We start from the raw sequence: 19,443 nt of genomic DNA on the forward strand, positions 1-19,443 counted from the left end.
AGTTTATTACATATTTGGTATGCTCAAAACTAAATAGAAACAGCGCTTGCCAGGGTTCGTTTTTGTACAGAAATGGTTTGTTTTTGTACAGGAGCACTTTTTTTGCTAGTTTTCCCAAAATAAGTGCGCATGCAGGGTAAACTATTCTTCTACTACAACCTTTATTTTTTTGTCTTTTACAATTACCTCAAAGTCTCCTGATTCTATAAACTTTTCACCTTGACCATTAACAAAACCAAAGTCTTTTTTAACATCAATATCAAACCAGAAGATTCTAGTTTCCCCTTTTTTTATCAATTGTTTTTGAAAATACTTAAGCTCTTTAACCGGGCGGGAAATGCTACTTACAGGATCGGATATAAACCAATGAACGGTTTCTAGGCCATCCATATCGCCAGTATTTTTTACAGGAATTTCGATCCTTAAAACTTCATTGCTTTTAACCTTTTGGGTGGATGCTCTTAACTCGCCATATTCAAAATTGGTATAACTCAGTCCATAACCAAAATCATAAAGAGGTTTACTCGGAATATCCTGATACTTACCTTGGTTTGGCCTCGCACTTTGGCGATGATTGTAATAAACCGGAATTTGACCAGTGGAGTAAGGAAAGGTCATGGCTAACTTTCCAGATGGATTTACTTTGCCGAAAATAACAGCAGCTGCTGCTTTACCGCCAGGAGTTCCCGGTTGCCACATCGTTAAAATCGCATCACATAAAGGTTCTAGTCGATTTAATTCTAAAGGTCGGCCGCTTGAGAGCAATAAAATAATGGGTTTTCCTGTTTTTTTAAGTTCTATTAAAAGTTCTTCTTGAATTTGAGGTAACGCAAGTGTAGATCGCGATGCATTTTCGCCGCTCCACTGTGCCTTTTCACCTAAGCAAACGATAATCGCATCAGCGTCAGCAGATACATTTTTTGCCTCTTCGAAGCCAGATTTATCGCTGCCTTCAAAATCACAGCCGGGCGCATTTACTATGCTTGCTTTTTTTCCAAATTCAGTTTTTAATGCATCGTAAACTGTGGTGGCATCATCGGCATTTCCTTGCGCCCTCCAGGAACCCAATAAATGCCATTTACTATTGGCCACTGGGCCGATTACCGCTATTTTTTTCACGTTGTTTGATAGTGGTAAAGTTTTATGTTCATTTTTAAGCAATACGATAGATTCTTGCGCCAAACTTTCTGCAACGGCTAAACTTTTGGGCAAAAGAAATCTTTCCTTTTCGGTGCTATTGGGCGTGTAGGGCTTGTCAAATAAACCCAAGCGAAATTTTACCCGCAGCACCCGCTTTACAGCATCATCCAATAACGAAGTGCTTACTTTGCCTTCTTTCACTAAATCGCCCAAGTATTTATTATAGCTTTGGTTCATCATATCCATTTCAACGCCTGCATTAAAAGCTTTCATTGCTGCTTCTTTTTTATCCTTTGCTACGCCTTGCGGACGGAGCTGTTCAATAGCACCCCAATCAGAAACCACAAAACCATCGTGCTTCCATCGTTCTTTCAAAATATCGCGGAGGATGTATCTATTGGCTGTACTTGGTATGCCACTTATGTCGTTAAAAGCGCTCATTAAGGTCGCTGCTCCGGCTTTAACACCTTCTTCATAAGGCGGCATATAAGTGTCCCAAAGCGTTTGGTCTGAGATTTCTGTGTACACATAATCTCGCCCCGCCTCTGATGCGCCATAACCAATGTAATGCTTAAGGCAAGCCGCTACGTTTCTTGGACTCGCTAAATTATTGCCCTGGTAACCTTTAACAGATGCCACAGCAAATACACCATTTGTATATGGATCTTCACCATATCCTTCTGCTACGCGGCCCCAACGCCCATCGCGTGCAACATCGATCATCGGTGAAAAGGTCCAATCAACACCCGACATTCTGGATTCCTGAGCGGCTACTGCTGTTGCTTGCCTTACCAAATCCGGGTTCCAGGAACAAGCTTGGGCCAGAGAAATGGGGTAAATAGTTTTGAAACCATGGATCACATCGTAACCAAAAATAATGGGTATGCCTAGGCGACTATTCTCCATCGCCTTGTGCTGTACCCGATTACGTAAATCGGCATTGCTGCTAAAATAAATTAAAGAACCAATCTCAGCTGGAATATCCTTAACAGGATCGGCCATATTATTGGCATTATCATTTCTTCCTAACGTATATTGATTCAACTGCATCACCTTTTCTTCCAAGGTCATTCGAACTATTAAATCATTTATACGCTCTTCAATCGGCTTTTTTGCATCTTTATATAAAAAACTTTGCGTCCTTGTTTGTGAAAACAAACTGTTGCAAATCACTATAAAAGCAACTAGAGATGAAATTCTCTTATTCATTTGATTATTATTTTTGAAATACTGGTTTATCGGTTATTTTCATCGTTTTCTGTTGAGTATTTTTCATCTCGAACACAACAATCTCGTTTTTGCCTTTAGTAACCAAGTCTGCAGAAATTTGAATGGATTGCTGCTTTTCTTCCTCCCAAAAAGAACCGACATACTTATTGTTAATCCAAACTTCTCCCATTCCCCAACCCGAAATATCGAGATAGAAATCACTCTGTTGAGCAAGTTCGAATTCTGCCTTAAAAAACATAGGTAGTGCAACCTGTTTTCGCGGCTCAAAAACAACTGTAGATATCTCGTGTCCTTTGATGTTCAGTGGAGTAATGGTCCAGTTTTCGATTTCTTCGTTATTTATGGTAATACTTCCAAACAAACCTTTTGAGTTGTCTAAAATTTCCGGCCCGTAAGTAATTCGTCCAATATTTTCGGCGTAAAGTTTCAATTTGTGCTTTCCTGAGGTAAGCTTTAATGAGAGCTCTTTTTTTTGATCAGTTAAGGTTCCCGTCAACTGATCATCAATAAATACCACCGCGTAATCTCTTACATTTTCCAATGCTAGCACTGCATTATCTGATGGTATATCAATCTCTGCCTGATAGAGCACATATCCAAATTCCATATCTAAATCATTCATCGGCACTAACCCCTTAGATTGATGCGGTTTTAAATAAACCTGATCCAAATCTGCGCTTTTATTAAAATCGATATGCTGGGCCCAAACAGCTGAAGAAACAGCTAATAAACCCAACACGAATAAATTTATTTTTCTTACCATCTCTATTTAGTCAAAAATGATTCAATGAAACTTTCATCAACTTCTACTTGTGGATTAAACTTACTTCCGTTTACATAATCGTTTACACTTTTAAATAATTGTTGGGTAGCAGGGCGTTTCTCAATGTCTTTTTCTGTATCTACAGCAAGTACCAATAGTTTTCCTTTTCCAACTTTAGCTTCGAAACCAATGCTCAGTTTTTCATTGTTATCATTGGCATCAATAACCTGAATAAATGGGCGTAGTGATTTTGGCGCATCTTTCATTTCAATTACTTTGGCATAGTTCAATATGTCCCACCATTGCCAATCGGTATGATTTTCAGTTATAAAACTTTCAAAAACAGGATGTTGATCTTGAATAAGGCAGCCAAGCGTCATTGGTGGCCATGCAAACATAATTGGGTTCCAGAAGTGATTATGAAAAGTGGATTTTCGCCCCTTTACCTGATCAGGTGATGGACAAAGCACTACCTTTCCACCATCTGTCAGCTTTTGCTTTGCTTTTTCATCGAAGACTTTAGTGTATAAAACTACATCGGTAGATTTGGCCACCTGTTGGTTTCTTGGGTAAACCCAAATATCCCAACTGTTTCTGATGCTGTCGTTTACCGATAGATTAACGGTTAATTTTTGTGCTTTTTTTATCTCGCTGAGATCGAAGGCGAATTGACCAACAGGAAACACGTCATCTTTTCCGATTGCTTGTGTTTTCAGTCTTCCCTGCTTTAGCGTTTTACCAGCATCATCGTTTAACCACCATTTTATTTTTGCATTTTTTAATGCTGATTGACTAAAATTATACACTTCAGCATCGGCAGAAAAGGTTTCATCATTAAAATAAGAACTTTTAGCATAACGTAACAGAGCCACTGTGGGCCCACAAAACTGCCGCCATTCTTCTGGCGTGATTAAGCCTTTCGAATCCCAGAAAGGATCCAAAATCCCTACCGTTGCATAGCCCTGGCCTGGAAAATCATTTAAAGACAATAGCTGAAAACCTGCTGACTTAGAGGAACGGAGCAAAGCCTCGATCACCGCTTTATATTCCAGAACAGTTAACGCACCGGAGGCTTTAAAAAAATCATTTGCCTGATCGAGCATACCGTTTTTTTCTAACTGCGCCCTAAATATTTCAAAATTACGGGGTTCGACAGGGCTGTTGGCATATTTTTTAATCTCATCGAAATTGGGATACATATCACGCTGGCCAGATTCATGGGAAATAACCGGAACATCAACATCAGATTGCTTGCTTACATCCCAATTGGTATTAGGCAAACCTTCGTAAACCTTAACAGGGCCTTTATTGGTTTGCTGAGAAACATAAAACTGATCTGATTTTACCCTAGTCCGAGCGGTAGATCCGCAAAACAAATGTCGATCGTCCATTGCTCGGCCATTGGCAGTAAGTTCCTCAATAAAATCAAAATTGCCAGTAATCTCATTTCCATTGCAATACAGCACAAATGATGGATGGTTGCCGTATTCTTTAAGTATCGCTTTCATCTCTCTCCTGAAGAAATCATAACGGGCCTGGTCTGGCTCCGCATCTTTGCCCCACATCGGCATCTCCACTTCAAAATAAATTCCATATTTGTCAGCCATGCGAAAAGCAGCATCGGGAGGACACCATGAGTGAAAACGGAGGTGATTTAGTCCGTAACTTTTCATTGCCACCATAATTCGCTCCCACTCGGCCTCTTCTACCGGCGCATGTCCGGTTTTTGGAAAGACCGCGTTCTCTACATTGCCTCGCAAGTGAACAGGGTGATTGTTGATCATGATGTGATTTTTACCCTGTTTCACTTCACGCATTCCAAACGAAGTCGATTTTTCGTGTTGATATTCCAATCCGTTATTTTCTGTGTTCAGTTTACAGGTAATTTTATAGAGATTAGGGGTAAACTCATCCCAAAGCTTGATGTTTTTTCCAAGCGCTATGGTGCCTTCAAAATTAATCAGCGAATCGGTTCCAGATACATTTAGCACTTTATTAATGCCATAATTTTTGCCTGCAATGTTAAAAGTGGCGATGCCTGAAATGGGCTTATTCGTATTATTTTTAATTTGCATTTTAACCCTAATTGATTTTTCATTGATATTTGGATACACCTGCAAATCTTCAATGTAAACGGGATCAACCGCCACCATTTTGATCTCTCCTAAAATTCCATTCCAGTTAATTTGAGTAAATTCCGTATGCGCATGATCCCACCTATGGGTCTTGTACTGAAAGCGATTATCAATGCAAACCGTTATGCGGTGTTTTTTGCCAGGCTTTAAAAAAGCAGTAAGATCATGATTGTGTGGTACACTGATGTAATCTATCTTGCTTACTTCTTTGGTATCTACATAAATAGAACTTAACCAATGTGTACGTTCAAAATATAGAAAAACCTGTTTTCCTTTCCAGTCTGCCGGAATCTCTATATCCCGCTGATACCATGCCGGCCCCATGTATTCGTACTTTCGGGTAAGCCTATCGATGTACCTGTAAGGAACTTTATAACCTATTTGATAATCATCCGTAATACCTGGCAATTGGATGGTTTCCTGCAATTGGTGATTGTATCTCGGAGAGAGCGATCCTCTTCTAAAATCCATTACATCGGTCTGGAATCCCCACTTTCCAGATAAATTAATTTCTTTAGTTTGAGATTTTGCATCGAGAACGAAAAGTAAAAGCAGCGCTGATATCAGCAGTTTAATTGGGGTTTTTATAGTTTTCATTGTATATTTTATTTAGCAGAAGGAGTAGTCAACTCAAATGCTCTATGTGCGATAGCCATCTAATACAGCTTAGAATAATTCAACCCAAGCAAAAGCATGGGTTCTTGTCAGGATTTAGTATCAGGGATTAATTATAATCTTTTCTTCAACCGGGTTAGTGCCTCTAAATAATAATAATCCGCATAAGTGAGTGGTGCATCTACCTCCGATTTGAAAGGATAAGCGCCAGTATTATGTTTTAAAATAAAATTGCCGTTTTGCCCTTGCTTTGCAGTATATTCTTTAGAGGCTAAGCTTCTTATCTGTTTATCTACTACCCGCATATATGCTATTTTTGATTGGGCATCTACAAAATCGCTCAGTTCGATTAGCGCAGAGGCCATGATACAAGCTGCTGAAGCATCGCGTGGAGTGTTTGCCGTTGGGGGAACATCGTAATCCCAATAAGGAATAAAATCAGCGGGCATTTTTGTATGGTTAATCAAGAAATCGGCAATGTGTTTAGCCTGCTCCAGGAAACGTTTATCCTTCGTTTCGCGATAGAGATACGTATAACCGTAAAGCCCCCAAGCCTGACCGCGGCTCCATACCGAATCATCTGAATAGCCTTGATGAGTTTGCTTTTTATGCGGCAATCCAGTTTCGCGATTGTAAGAGACCACGTGATATGAGCTATAATCGGGACGAAAATGATGGATCATAGTTTTATCAGCATGAGATAAAGCAATTTTCTTAAAACTTTCCGTCCCTGAATTTTTTGCTGCCCATAACAGCAATTCAAGATTCATGATATTATCAATGATCACTGGATATTGCCAAATGTCTTTATTATGATCCCACGAACGGATAAGCCCCACCTTAGGATCGTAGCGTGTGGACAAGGATTCTGCACCTGTTAGTAAAACTTCTTTGTAATGTTTATCGCCTGTGATCCGTAAACCATTTCCAAAACTGCAGTAAAGCATAAAGCCAACATCATGATTATCTGTAGTGTATTTTTCTCTTTCTACCCTATCTGTATACATTCTGGCATATTTTAAAACATCCTCGTTTTTGGAGTTTTCGTATAAATACCATAATGTTCCAGGAAAAAAACCACTGCACCACCATCTTGAATCAGAGCTGGTATTTTTGCCATTCTCAAAAGATCGAGGTAGTTTTCCCTGCTGATTTTCATAATGCTTTGCCATTAGAAGGCATTGCTTTTCTGCTGATTGCAATGCCTGATCAACTATTTTTTCTATTTTTTGAGCATTAATTTTATTGATAGATAATAAGCTTAATGCGAATAAAAGTGATAGATACTTTCTCATTATATTATTTTATGTTTTTGAAATAATCGTTCATGATATACCAGGCTTTCTTTCTGAAGCCCTGATCCGAAATAAGTCCTTTCCTGTTCCAACCATCTTGATTTGTGGGATGAAAACGGAAAGGCGAACGAAAATCGAATAGCACCCAAGGTGAAACGCCCCGCAGATTGGGGATATGTTTAAACATTTCGATATTATCGCGGTATAACTTTGCCTGGTAAGCTTCACTCCAGGAACTGGCTGTATTTGCATCGCCCTTTTGGCCATACAAGGCCTCACCTCCAAACTCAGAGATTATAAGAGGCTGATTTTTAGCCACATCCCAAATTGCTTTATCGGGTGCAACAGGCCATTGGTGATACCAGCCCAAGTATTTGTTTATAGCAACCACATCGAGCGCTTTGATGAAAGGATCATCCATCACAAAAACCTGCTTATCGCGATCAAATTTCACCAAATCGAAGGCTGCCGTGATTAATCTGGTACTGTCAATTTCCTTACAGCATTTGATCAAATAAGTTAAAAATTCGTTTCGAGGTGCAGAGGGTTGCGTTTCATTTGCCACGCCCCAAAAGCCCAGGGCGCAACGATTTTTATCCCGCATCACCAGCTCCTTAATCATAGCACCTGCTTTAAGTTTTGTACTTTCATTTTCGAAATCTATTCCCTGCCAAATCGGAATTTCTTCCCAGAGCAAGAAGCCCATCTTTTCTGCCATGCGAACGGTGTACTCATTTTGCGGATAATGCGCCAAACGAATCATATTACAGCCAAGTGCTTTGGCCTCCGATAAAAGCATGCTGGCATCGGCCTCAGAAAATGCCCTTCCCTTTCTCTGGGGAATTTCCTCGTGAAAACTTATAGATTTTAAAAAAACGGGCTGATCGTTAAGGTGTATTTCTGTACCCTTAACCTCCAAATTGCGAAAACCAATCAATTCTTCAACACGGTCATCAGGTGTGGAAACTACTACACTGTAAAGTTTGGGCATTGTTGGCGACCACCGCACTAACTTCCTAATGTTTCTGATTGACGTTTTGGCAATACCCTCTTCATTTGTATTCATCTTCTCCTTAATATTGAGTTCAGGAATTTCGATTGAAACGTGAGTATTCGGATCGCTGGAAAGCTTAATCTCAACATTAATTTGGTCAGGTTTATGCTTATCCAGTTGAATGAAATAATCCTGAATAAATGTTATAGGGGTAGATACCAACATTACATCACGAGTAATTCCGCCATAGTTCCACCAATCGAAAGATTTAGCAGGAATGGCATCAACTGTACGTGTGTTGTTTACCTCAACTGCTAAAAAATTATCCGTTTCTTTTAGCTGATCGGTTACTTCTACCTGAAAAGGCGTAAAACCACCCTCGTGTTGTGCAATCTCCTTTCCGTTCAGGTATACCCTGCAGCGGTAGCTTACTGCACCAAAATATAGAAACTGCCGTTTCTTGTCCGCTTTGGCAGCATCAAAACGACGAGCATACCAAATAGTACCCTCGTAATATTTGAGTTCTGAAAGTTGACTATTCCAATCAGATGGCACATTTAAGCGTAAACCGCTTTCAAAAGAATACTCATAAAAATCCGTTTTACCTTCAGGCTTTTTATTAAGAAATATTTTGTTTTTTCTTCCCTGATCGTACTGATCAATAATGGCATTCCACTTTCCGTTAAGATACTGTATATTCCTTCCGTAAACGTTTGTTATCATATCCTGAGCCCACAATTCCGAACAAAAGGGCGCAAGCAAAATCATGAAGATAATTAAAGTCTTGTTTAAGATCATACAGAAAAATTTGGTTTCGAGGCTTGAATAATTTTACTTAGGCTGAGATTGATCAGATTTCCCTTATTAAAGATCTCTGTCGAGAAATTCCCAATTGCCAGGGTATCATTCACTACACGACTGAAGCAGATATCTTCGGCGTAAAAAGATGTAATTGAAAAAGCATATAGCGGAGTAACTGCCTTTACAACGTATATTGCTCTGCCAGCACAGAATGCTAACCTCAGTCTGACACTGCTATCAAAAAAATTATTGGCCTGTGGATGATGGCTCATTTACGTGTGATTTAATATTTGGTGTGCCCAAAACTAAATACAAACACAGCTTAGGAGGGTTCATTTTTGTACAGAAAGGGTTTGTTTTTGTACAGCCGACAGATTATTGCTTAGTAACTCCTTATTTAAACTCCAAGATGAAGAAAGTTGCAGCCTTGAGATCAAGTTTCGATAAGATTTCACCAAGCACCTATGGCTTACCGATTCTCTGCAGTAGATTCGAGATGTCAAAGCGTTATGAATACTTAATCATCCAGAGTATTATTACCAAATTAAACTAAACCTCAAAAGCCCGATAAAATATCAGGCTTTCGAGGTTTAGTAAATAGATTCCGCTAAACATGCTTCGGCTAGGACCAAAGCATGTTTTTATCATCCAATTTATTGCGTTGGATTTTGTGTCAACTTACCTGGGTAAGAATTTATTGCACTTTGAGGGATATAATAAACAACTCTAAAATCGCTTGCCTGTACATCAACCGTCTGATTTTGAGGTCCTGGATATCTGCGTACCAAAGGTTTACCATTGCGAAATACATCAAAGCTTCTTTCGGCTTGATAAGCCAATTCCAGTTGTCTCTCTTTATCGATCAAATCTCCGGCGTTAGCCGATGTTAATGCACTATAGCCACCATTAACAATCGAACGCGTTCTGATCAGATTTAAATCCACAAGGGCATCATTATAACGCTGCAATTTAGCGTAAGCTTCTGCCCGGTTCAAGTATATTTCTCCAAGCCGGCTAATCACTGGCGAGTGGAGGTGTGAGTTTTCTCCCTCTCGAGAATCCTTTACTATGTAGAATTGTGGATATACCCGGTTTAAGCTGATAAAGAAATCGATCACTCCGGTATAAGTTTTGCCGTTTTTGTAATTGATACTGTAAATTTCCTGAGCAGCATCTACTGGTGTTAAAGTATAAACATCCGTCCCTTCGGTGCAGGTAATTGTGCCTCCGTTTCGGGTGATGTTTGCCTGAACATAATTTAGGGTATTGGCCGCATCATCTTTGATAAACCTAAAAACTTCTGTATAAGCCCCTGAAGCATTGGTAGCATAAGTGGGCTCAATAAAAGCTGCTCTGGCATCTACAATTTTATATTTAGTTGGCCGCCAGTCGTTTCTACCGGTTTCATTTAACAAATCGATATAATTTGCACTGGCGTACATCTCGCCCCAACCCTGACCACCGATATTGGCATACATCCCGCCAATGCCATAGTAATGATCTGATCCGGAAAATTCAGACGCTACCCTTTTAATTGCGAAGATGGTTTCTCTATTGTTTTCGGGTAAAAAGGTGTTGTATTTCATAAAATCTGCTCTAGGCAAAAGACTATATCGGCTGGTAGCGTTAATCACTTTTGTGGCATAATCTACCGACAATTGTGCATAAGTTTGATTGGGACTTTGATAGGTTCCGCTCATGTACAAATAAACCCGGGAAAGCAAAGCCTGAGCAGCCTCTTTGGAAGCAAAAATAGATCCTTTATTGATGTTGATCAGCTCTTCTGCCTTTTTCAAATCTGCAATAACCTGCTCGTAAGTAGCTTTAACGGTCGATCTGTCCGGCAAAGTTAAGTTAATTACATCCGGAGGAGTTCCATTTACAATTGGCACACCCAGGTTGGTTTCTGGATTTTGGTAATATGGTCGGCCATAAGCCCGAACAAGGTAAAAATATACCATGCCCCGAATAAAATAACATTCGCCTAGCTTACTATCTAAAGTTGTGCTTTTGCCCTGAGGGATGATATTAATAATATTTGAAGCTTGGGCGATAGCTTTGTATCCACTATCCCAAAAAGTAGATAATCTTGCGTTATTGGGCGTTCTGGCAAAGGAGATAAATTCATAAAAAGGATCTGTAGAAGATCCGCGGATCATGATGTTGTCTCCGGCATATTCACCTAAACGATGCATCGGATCAGACCAGGCCTTTAACTGGGCATAGGTTCCATTGAGTAGTGCATCTATCGACTCTTCCGGATTATTATTTATCTTTTCTGACTGCAAGGAACCAAAAGGTTCTCTATCGATTTTGCAGGATGAGATGGCAATCACTGCCAACAATATGATTATGATCTTTTTCATTTTGTAATGATTAGAATGAAACATTAATACCAAACATGAATTTTCTGGTCATTGGGTACACCGAAGGCCCCGCGGTAAACAAAACGCTTCCGTCAGATTCACTAACAGGTATCTCAGGATCTACGCCTGAATATTTTGTGATGACGAACAGGTTTTCTCCGGAAATAAAAGCCCTTAAATTTTTGATTTTATATTTCTTCAAATCAAAATTATAACCCAAAGCCAACGAGCGCATTCTGAAAAAATCATTGCTTTCGATATACCTTGACGATACTAAATTCCCTTTGTCCTGATTGTTGTAACGGGCAACCGGATGTGTGGCGATGTCTCCTGGTTTTTGCCATCTCGACCAACCTTCCATCAATACCATTTGGTTTCTATCGGTATAAGTACCGTCAGCATCGTATTCCTGACGGGAATAGTTATAAACCTTCCCGCCCAATGAGTAACCAAAAACTGCATTTAAATCAAAGTTTTTATACTTCAGATAAGTAGTAATCCCTCCGAATAAATCGGGAGAAGCCTTATCCAACTTTTCATCAGTAGCTTTTGAATAATCTGAAGTGGTTGTTCTGGAAAGTTCATTTCCTTCCGCATCTCTTGTTACGGTATACCAAGTTGGCTTACCATCAGCCGGATTTACACCCGCCCATTCTTTCATATAATAAGTATCTACTGGCAGGCCAATCTGAATTACCCGGTTTGCTGAACCTGCAATGCCTGCACCATCGCCCACTATTAGCGGTTTTGCAGTATAGCTTCCATCTGCGTTGCGGGTTTTATAAATATCAGTCAATTTGTTTTTATTGTGACCAAGATTTACATCCAAGCTCCAGGTAAAATCTTTAGTTCTGAAAATATCTCCTCCCAGGGCAACCTCAATACCTTTGTTGCTCATTTTACCGATATTCTGTGTGATACTGGTAATACCTGTCAATCCAGAGATGGGCACGTTGTATAAAATGTTGTCTGTTTTCTTGATGTAGTAATCTACCGTTAGTCTAGCTCTATTGTTAAAAGCATTCACATCCAGTCCCAAGCCACTGGTGTACGTTTCTTCCCAGGTTAAATTTGGATTACCTATTTGGCTGATTAACAATCCAGGAATACCATTATAACCAGCTGCTGGATTTACGGCATACAAATCAAACTGCGGATACAAACTGGCCGGACGATTACCCACCGAGCCATAGGCAGCACGAATTTTCAGCATGTCGATGTATTTCGCTTTGAACCATTCCTCTCTGCTGATGTTCCATCCACCACTTACAGAGAAGAAATTGCCGTATTTCTTTCCAAAATTTGAAGCACCATCTCTACGCAGTGATACCTGTGCCAAATACCTGCCATCATAATCATAATTGGAATTGAACAACATAGATTGTACCGCCCACTGACTGATTCCTCCTCTGGTTCGCTCTGGTTTTGCGGTTACATCCAGCACTTCAAATCCAGGAACAATACCTGTACCATAAGCATCCAAGGTTTTACTGCTGAAGTCGTTAAACTCATAGCCTGCCAATGCATTTAGGTTATGCTTTCCCCAGTTATTGGTGTAACGCAAAATCTGGTTGGTATACCTGCGTGTGTATTCCGAACGGTAATCGGTTACCCTTCCGTTTACACTTAAACCCCCATTAGATCGTGGATCGGTATAACCTGCGGCAGCATAACTGTTGTAGCGGTAATTATTAACCGATGCAAAAGTAAGGTTCTTGGTAATTTTGATATCGAAATCTAAATTCCCCATGAATTCATAATTCACATTCGAGCCTTTATTCCATTGCAAATCGTATAAATAATTTGTGCTGGCAGTGTTTACCCATAGTGGTGAACGGTGAGGCACTAAATTTCCGTTAGCATCGAAGGCACTATCCCAAGGTAAATTTGAATAAATAGAGGTTACCGAATATTGTTGATCAGAAACGCTACGTCTTGACCCTACCAGAGACGGCTTTACCGTTAACCATGAAAAAGGCATATAAGTGGTATTTAATCTGAAATTATAACGTTCATAGTCGTAACCTCTGATTGCGCCAGATTCATCGTAATAACCCACAGACAAAAACGATTGCAGCTTTTCTGTACCTCCCTGAAGCGAAACGTTATGATTTTGATTGAAGCCGGTCTTTGTAGCTAAATCCCACCAGTCAAAATTACTGTCACGCAAATCGGGTTTCCACCGTGGAAAGCTGATGGTGTTCGCATTTGCGAAAGAAGCAAAATAATCATACAGTTCTGCTCCATCCATCATTTTCAGGTTTCCGTTGGTTAACTGGTTTACCCCTGTTCGTGAACTCACATCAACTGTCATCTGACCAGATTTAGCCCTTTTTGTAGTGACTACAATAACGCCGTTAGCGCCCTGAGAACCATAAATTGCTGTTGACGCAGCATCTTTTAGAACCGTGATCGATTCGATATCTTCCGGGTTAAGTTCTCCTGGGCTTGAACCAACAATAACTCCATCGAGTACCCATAATGGATTGGTTGTACCATTCAAGGTGGCCTGACCGCGAATAATTACCGAAGCTGTTGCTCCTGGCTTACCAGAAGCTGGTGCAACAAATAAACCAGGCGCTTTTCCGGCCAACAGGTTTTGTACATTCGGAGAAGTCACATTTTTTAGTTTGTCCGCACTGATGGTACTTAATGCGCCCGTTAAACTTTGGCGTTTCTGTACGCTATACCCTACCACTACAAGCTCGCTAAGCGTTTCTGCAGATTCAGAAAGCGTAACTACACCAATAGAGGTTCCGCTGATGGTGACTTCTTTGCTTGCAAAACCGATTGAGCTGATTACCAGCGTTTCCCCCGCTTTTGCTTCGATACTGAAAACCCCTAAATTATTTGATGAGGTTACACGGTTTGTTCCTTTTACTGTGATACTTGCACCTGGGATAACTCCTCCTTTCGCATCTTTCACCGTTCCGGTAATGGCTTCAAATGCTGAAGTTTCAATGGAATTGGTTAAGGTATGTTCTAAATCATTTGGTTCCTTGTAAAATGCAAATTGATGCGATATGTTCGCTGGATTTAATTTTGCAGTTAACGGCGTTTCTGCATGAGCGGTAATGGACGTACCCAATTTAAATAGGATCAGTATCACCACTATGGCAAAAAATCGCATTTTGTCTGGTTTCTGGTTAGTTGTTAGTTTCATTAAGTTAGGGTTTTGTTGGAATGGTTTAATCAATTTCTAGGATTACATTTCATTTTAGGTTTGATTTTCTTCATTATGATTTCCGTTAATATTTTGCTGACTGAAGTTTTTATCTTGAGTAATCTCTTCGAACCGAGGAATGCTATCGATATATCGATTCAATAAATCGATCTGGTTTTGTGCCCGGTTCAGGTTATGATTTGGATAAGCGGCACCATAATAAATATCCCCGTTTAAGAAGTCGGTTAAAAAGCGTAGTGCCTGCATGAAAATCATGAACTGACCCGAATAGATGAATAACTGCTGCTCTGAAGGCGTTAATACAGGGCCCATTTCGCTCATGTATCCACTATAAATCGCTTTGAAAATGTCAACGCGAACAGCAATCAGGTTAAAATCGGTTTCCTCTTCTGTTACCGGTGAGAGATAGGTCCGCATCATATCTCCTACGTCGCTTATAAAATAGCCTGGCATTAGCGTATCCAAATCAATAATGCACATTCCAAGTCCAGTGTCTTCGTGTAGCAATACATTGCTTATTTTGGTATCATGATGAAATGTCCTGATTTTGAGAATATCAGCTGTTAGAATATCATTATACCGATTAGCAATATCCATGTGCCTGTTAATTTCTGCAATTGCACCTTCTGCCACTGATAATCTTTTCCCATCGGCAAGTTCTACAGCTTTTTGATACTGACTCACCCGCAGATTTAAGTTATGGAAGTCTGGAAGAGAAACACTCAAACTCGAGGCATCAAAATCGTTCAGCAGACAGGTAAATTTCCCAAACTGCTTCGCTGCTTCATAGGCTTGTTTAGGATGCTCCACTTTCTCAATAGTGATTGATTTCTGAATGAAAGGGAAACACCTAAAAGCAAATCCATCCATACGCAGCACGGATTGGCCGGCAGTAGTTTTAACTGGCCCCACGAATAAATATTCTGGTGCCTTTTCTTTCAGATAATGCTGCAAACGAACAATGTTATCGATGATTTTTTCGGGGGCAGCAAAAATATCAGTATTGATTTGCTGAAGAATGAAATCTCCATCAGCGGTACTAACCTTCCAGGTGTTATTAATTAAACCTCCGCCGAACAGACGGTAGATTGTTTCAGATCCGTCCAGACCAAACGCCTTGAGAACTTCTAATATCATATTATGTATTACTGAATTTTTATTATTGACTGAAAGACCGGCTCAAGTGACTAAAAACCACTATCATCTAATGCGAAAACATTTTTTCGATCTTTCCATTTTCCTTTTGTGAAATCAGGAAATTTTTGAGGCATATTACCTTCTTTTAAAGATTTGGTAGAAAGCGGGGTAATTACGCTCATGGTTACAGAGTCGTAAACATCAATTGGCGTTTGCCTTTTTTGTTTTACCGCCTGAATAAATCCATTGAACACAAACCAATCCATTCCTCCGTGGCCAGCTCCAACGGCTTCTTTTTCATATTTTTTCCAAAGTGGATGATCATATTTTTCAAACCATTCTTTTACTGGTTCCCATTTATGATTGCCTTTGGAGTTTTTTTCTATATAGATCGACTTGTTCACATCCATCCAAATTCCATCTGTACCCTGTACCCTAAAACCGATAGAATATGGGCGAGGCAGGTGCACATCATGGCTAAGCATTACTGTTTCGCCATTGGCGCAGTTGATGAGCGTAGTGGTAACATCTCCATTTTTGTAATTGATTTTAGCGTTTGGATGCCCTGGAGACATATCTTCAACATACGCAGCTAAACCTCTGGCTTTTGAACTGAATGACACCAGATTGGTGAAGCGATTGCCTCGGTTGATATCTGCATATTGTATTATTGGACCAGCACCATGGGTTGGATAGAGATCTCCATCCTGATCGATATTAAATTGGGTACGCCACTGGGCTTCACTTCTGGCATTGGGTCCAAACTCTACTCCCCCGCCATAATAGTCTTTTCCATTATTGAAAAGCACATTTCTAAGGTTATGTTGGTAGCCGCCTTCCAGGTGAACCAGTTCTCCAAAAATTCCCTGCCTAACCATGTTCAAAGCAGCCATTACATCCCGCCTGTAACACACGTTTTCCAGGGTCATGTATGGCATCCCTGTTTTTTCAGATGTATTTACAATGTCCCAATGGTCTTGCACCGTTAGGCCTGCAATCACCTCACAACCCACATATTTACCGGTTTTCATCGCATCAACTGCCTGGTCTTTATGAAACTGCCAAGGGGTCGCAATAATTACTGCGTCGATATCTTTTATCTCCAGAAGTTTTTTATAAGCATCAACACCGCCGGTAAATTCTTTGGCTGCCGGCCTGCCTGCTTTAGCAATTGCAGATCTACATATTTTCAATGAGCTTTCCTGTGTATCGCAGATCGCTACAATCTCTACATCGTCGCGTAAAAGTCCTTCAGAAATGTGACTCATTCCCCTGGCCCCTACACCAATGTAACCAAGCTTTACCTTACTATTATCTGATTTTGCAAAAAGTGTTCCGCCTGGTAAAATCGTAAGCCCAGCGGCAGTCAACGTGCTGTTTTTAATAAAATCTCTACGCTCCATTTTTTCTTGTTATGTTGTTATTTTAAATACTTGCCCTGTGAAGTATTTATAAAACTAGAAGCTATTGAAGCGAAAAGCTAGAAAGTGAACATACAAAGCTTAAGACAAAAGAATGTACAAATAAGTCATTTAAAAACAACTAGTTAGGTCAGCATATTTAATAGAATGTACGGCAAATGCTCCGCTGAAAATGGAAAAGATGGGTAAAGCGAGAACGGATTTGGGCCATGGCAGGAGACGAATTAATAAGAAACACCAGTTTTGAGATCGAACAATTGTGGAGACTTTGCGATTCCCACCCCGTTAAAGAGAATTTTAATGCCCAGTATTCTACCAATTGACTGATTATAAGCACTGTTGAGCATCAGCTTATTGTTGATAAATAAAGAGACTTTCTTATTTTTTACCAAAAGCCTGACATTTCCACCCTTGGCAAAATCGTAAGTCATTCTATTGAGGTTTTTAGAACTTCCCATGGCTTTAACTTCAGAAAAGTGATACTCAGAAAAAGCCGCACAACTGGGTTTTACCATTAACACCCTGTGCCGGCCTTCACTTCCAAGAATGAGAATGCTCGTCTGCATACAGGCTATGCCGGGTCTGCTTTCCTCAGTTCGCAAATAGCTACTAAATGAAAAGTTATCGCCATCCACACCACTGGTATGAATATTACTAAAACCTATTAAAAATGGTTTAGAAAGGTTGAGGCCCGCAGAATCTAATTGGTTGGTGGAAACATACAGACTATCTTTCGGCAGTGGCTTGAGCTTGGCAATTGGAAAAGCACTCAACGAGTCGTTTCCCGAATTTGCCACCCAACCCTTAGTTTGCATAGAAACGGTGAGGGTATCAATCGCTTTATTATGGTGCAAAAGGCGCACATGAACTACTCCCGGATTTTTGAAAAACTGCACCACCTCCTGGTTTACTTTTATCGGCGTGATGGGTCCCTCATCCATAAAATCTATGGCAAACTGGTTATCCTCGCTTAAAGTTCCCTTATGGGATAATTTAAACACAGCCGTATGCGGCACTTCCCCATTCGGATTTTCGCAAAACAGCTTCACCTCTCCAGGTGCAATTTCTTCACTTTTGGTATAATAGAGGAGTGCAATAGTTAAACAAACCGTTAGCAGGACAGCCAGGCTAAGATAAAACCGAAATCTTTGTGTAGTAAATTTATTTTGGGATGTGGCTTCAACAGCCTTTGTATCTCCGCTAAGCGCTGCCTTAGCTGCCGGTGGTTCCAACGGAGAGAAACGATTAATCAGCTCAAACTCCTGCCAATCTCTGTAGCCAATAAATTGTGCAAGGGCATCACGGGTGGCTTTTTGAGGATAGTACCGTGTTGGTGTTTTTAACCTTCCGAAGATTCTTTTGAGTGTATTTTCGCTTAAATAAACTTTGGTTTGCCGGCCTAACTGACTGTTTAAATTATTGTAATCTGCAGATCGCCAATCTGCAATTGGTTTTAAACCCATTTTCTCTTCGATCTTCTTACAGCATAAATCTAAGACTTCGAAGAAACGCTTGTCGTCAACCTGTTTAGGGATAGGTGTCATCTTTTAAGTTTTATTTGAAGCTGTTTCAAATACCTTAATAGGGTCTGAATATTGAAACCAGCACCCAACGACTTACCTGCTCAATGACGCCAGTAAAACTGTTTACAAAAAAGCCAAAGCTAGGGATCACCGCAAATTTCAAATAAATACGCTTCACTCCAATCAAAAATGCTGACCAAGAAAAAGCGGATGATTTAGGTTTTTGAAATAACTTGTTGTAAGATGGTAAAAAGATCTGAAGAAAATCAACGCAAACGTTTGTCTGTTTTTCAAAAACACCTTTAACGGTATTGAATTAATTGATGCGGATTCGCATTAGAATATGTGCCAAGACATTTTGATAAACCTGGGGGGCGACCACCGTAATCATGAAAAACAAGACATCCTGATGGTTTGGATATCCCTACGCTGCCGCCCCTGCCGTGAATTTAATCCTGGCTTTTTGCCCAATCATGGCTTCTTTCGGTTTTTATTATGCGATTAATTTTACTCTTCTTTAATTTTATTCCAAATATCCTTGTACAAATCTTCATGGCGTTTAAACTGAGCATGCACATAAGGGCACATTGGGATAATCATCAATCCGTTTTTCCGAACATAGGCTACCATTGCATCGAGCAACATTTTGGCATAACCCATTCCTTCTTTTTCTGGCTCAACCTCTGTGTGATAAACGGTCAGATCTTTTCCGGTAATATCGAAGATCATCTCTCCAACCTTACCATCCTCATCATAGATATCAAATGAACTTGGTTCGCCTTGCTGAATGTTTAATTTTACTTCTGCCATTTTTCTTAATTAATTTTCGAGGTAATTTG

General features: G+C 40.1%; 12 protein-coding genes. All 12 read right to left on the bottom strand.

Translation table 11 applies throughout. From position 1 onward, the window contains the following. Positions 1 to 141 precede the first annotated feature (141 nt). Positions 142 to 2,349, bottom strand: coding sequence for a glycoside hydrolase family 3 N-terminal domain-containing protein (locus AC3ITD_RS13605; protein ID WP_489360478.1), 2,208 nt, complete (start codon positions 2,347 to 2,349; stop codon positions 142 to 144). A gap of 7 nt (positions 2,350 to 2,356) precedes the next feature. Then, a complete protein-coding gene (locus AC3ITD_RS13610) occupies positions 2,357 to 3,133 on the bottom strand; it encodes a hypothetical protein (protein ID WP_489360480.1) in 777 nt (258 codons plus the stop codon). Between the two features lie 2 nt (positions 3,134 to 3,135). Then, positions 3,136 to 5,865, bottom strand: coding sequence for a DUF8487 domain-containing protein (locus AC3ITD_RS13615; protein WP_489360482.1), 2,730 nt, complete (start codon positions 5,863 to 5,865; stop codon positions 3,136 to 3,138). Positions 5,866 to 5,996: 131 nt separating this feature from the next. Further along, the gene (locus tag AC3ITD_RS13620) at positions 5,997 to 7,178 is read right to left on the bottom strand and encodes a glycoside hydrolase family 88 protein (RefSeq protein ID WP_489360484.1); all 1,182 of its coding nucleotides are present in this window, start codon (positions 7,176 to 7,178) and stop codon (positions 5,997 to 5,999) included. A 4-nt stretch (positions 7,179 to 7,182) separates the two neighbouring features. Continuing rightward, complete coding sequence (locus tag AC3ITD_RS13625) at positions 7,183 to 8,970, bottom strand: glycoside hydrolase family 2 protein (protein WP_489360486.1); 1,788 nt, start codon at positions 8,968 to 8,970, stop codon at positions 7,183 to 7,185. Further along, a complete protein-coding gene (locus tag AC3ITD_RS13630) occupies positions 8,967 to 9,245 on the bottom strand; it encodes a hypothetical protein (RefSeq protein WP_489360488.1) in 279 nt (92 codons plus the stop codon). The genes AC3ITD_RS13625 and AC3ITD_RS13630 overlap by 4 nt, the downstream gene beginning before the upstream one ends. Before the next feature lie 381 nt (positions 9,246 to 9,626). Beyond that, positions 9,627 to 11,339 carry a RagB/SusD family nutrient uptake outer membrane protein gene (locus AC3ITD_RS13635; protein WP_489360490.1) on the bottom strand — a complete coding sequence of 571 codons (1,713 nt, stop codon included), beginning with the start codon at positions 11,337 to 11,339 and terminating at the stop codon, positions 9,627 to 9,629. A gap of 10 nt (positions 11,340 to 11,349) precedes the next feature. Next, positions 11,350 to 14,502 (bottom strand): SusC/RagA family TonB-linked outer membrane protein, encoded by a 3,153-nt coding sequence (locus tag AC3ITD_RS13640; RefSeq protein ID WP_489360492.1) that lies wholly within the window; start codon positions 14,500 to 14,502, stop codon positions 11,350 to 11,352. Positions 14,503 to 14,556: 54 nt separating this feature from the next. Beyond that, positions 14,557 to 15,660, bottom strand: coding sequence for a phosphotransferase enzyme family protein (locus AC3ITD_RS13645; protein ID WP_489360494.1), 1,104 nt, complete (start codon positions 15,658 to 15,660; stop codon positions 14,557 to 14,559). 50 nt (positions 15,661 to 15,710) lie between these two features. Next, complete coding sequence (locus AC3ITD_RS13650; RefSeq protein ID WP_265800095.1) at positions 15,711 to 17,063, bottom strand: Gfo/Idh/MocA family protein; 1,353 nt, start codon at positions 17,061 to 17,063, stop codon at positions 15,711 to 15,713. A 242-nt stretch (positions 17,064 to 17,305) separates the two neighbouring features. Beyond that, positions 17,306 to 18,625 (bottom strand): hypothetical protein, encoded by a 1,320-nt coding sequence (locus AC3ITD_RS13655; RefSeq protein ID WP_489360497.1) that lies wholly within the window; start codon positions 18,623 to 18,625, stop codon positions 17,306 to 17,308. A 486-nt stretch (positions 18,626 to 19,111) separates the two neighbouring features. Beyond that, positions 19,112 to 19,414 (bottom strand): GNAT family N-acetyltransferase, encoded by a 303-nt coding sequence (locus AC3ITD_RS13660; RefSeq protein WP_489360499.1) that lies wholly within the window; start codon positions 19,412 to 19,414, stop codon positions 19,112 to 19,114. Between the last annotated feature and the right edge of the window lie 29 nt (positions 19,415 to 19,443).

It is taken from the genome of Pedobacter sp. KH_004 (genome assembly GCF_057840755.1).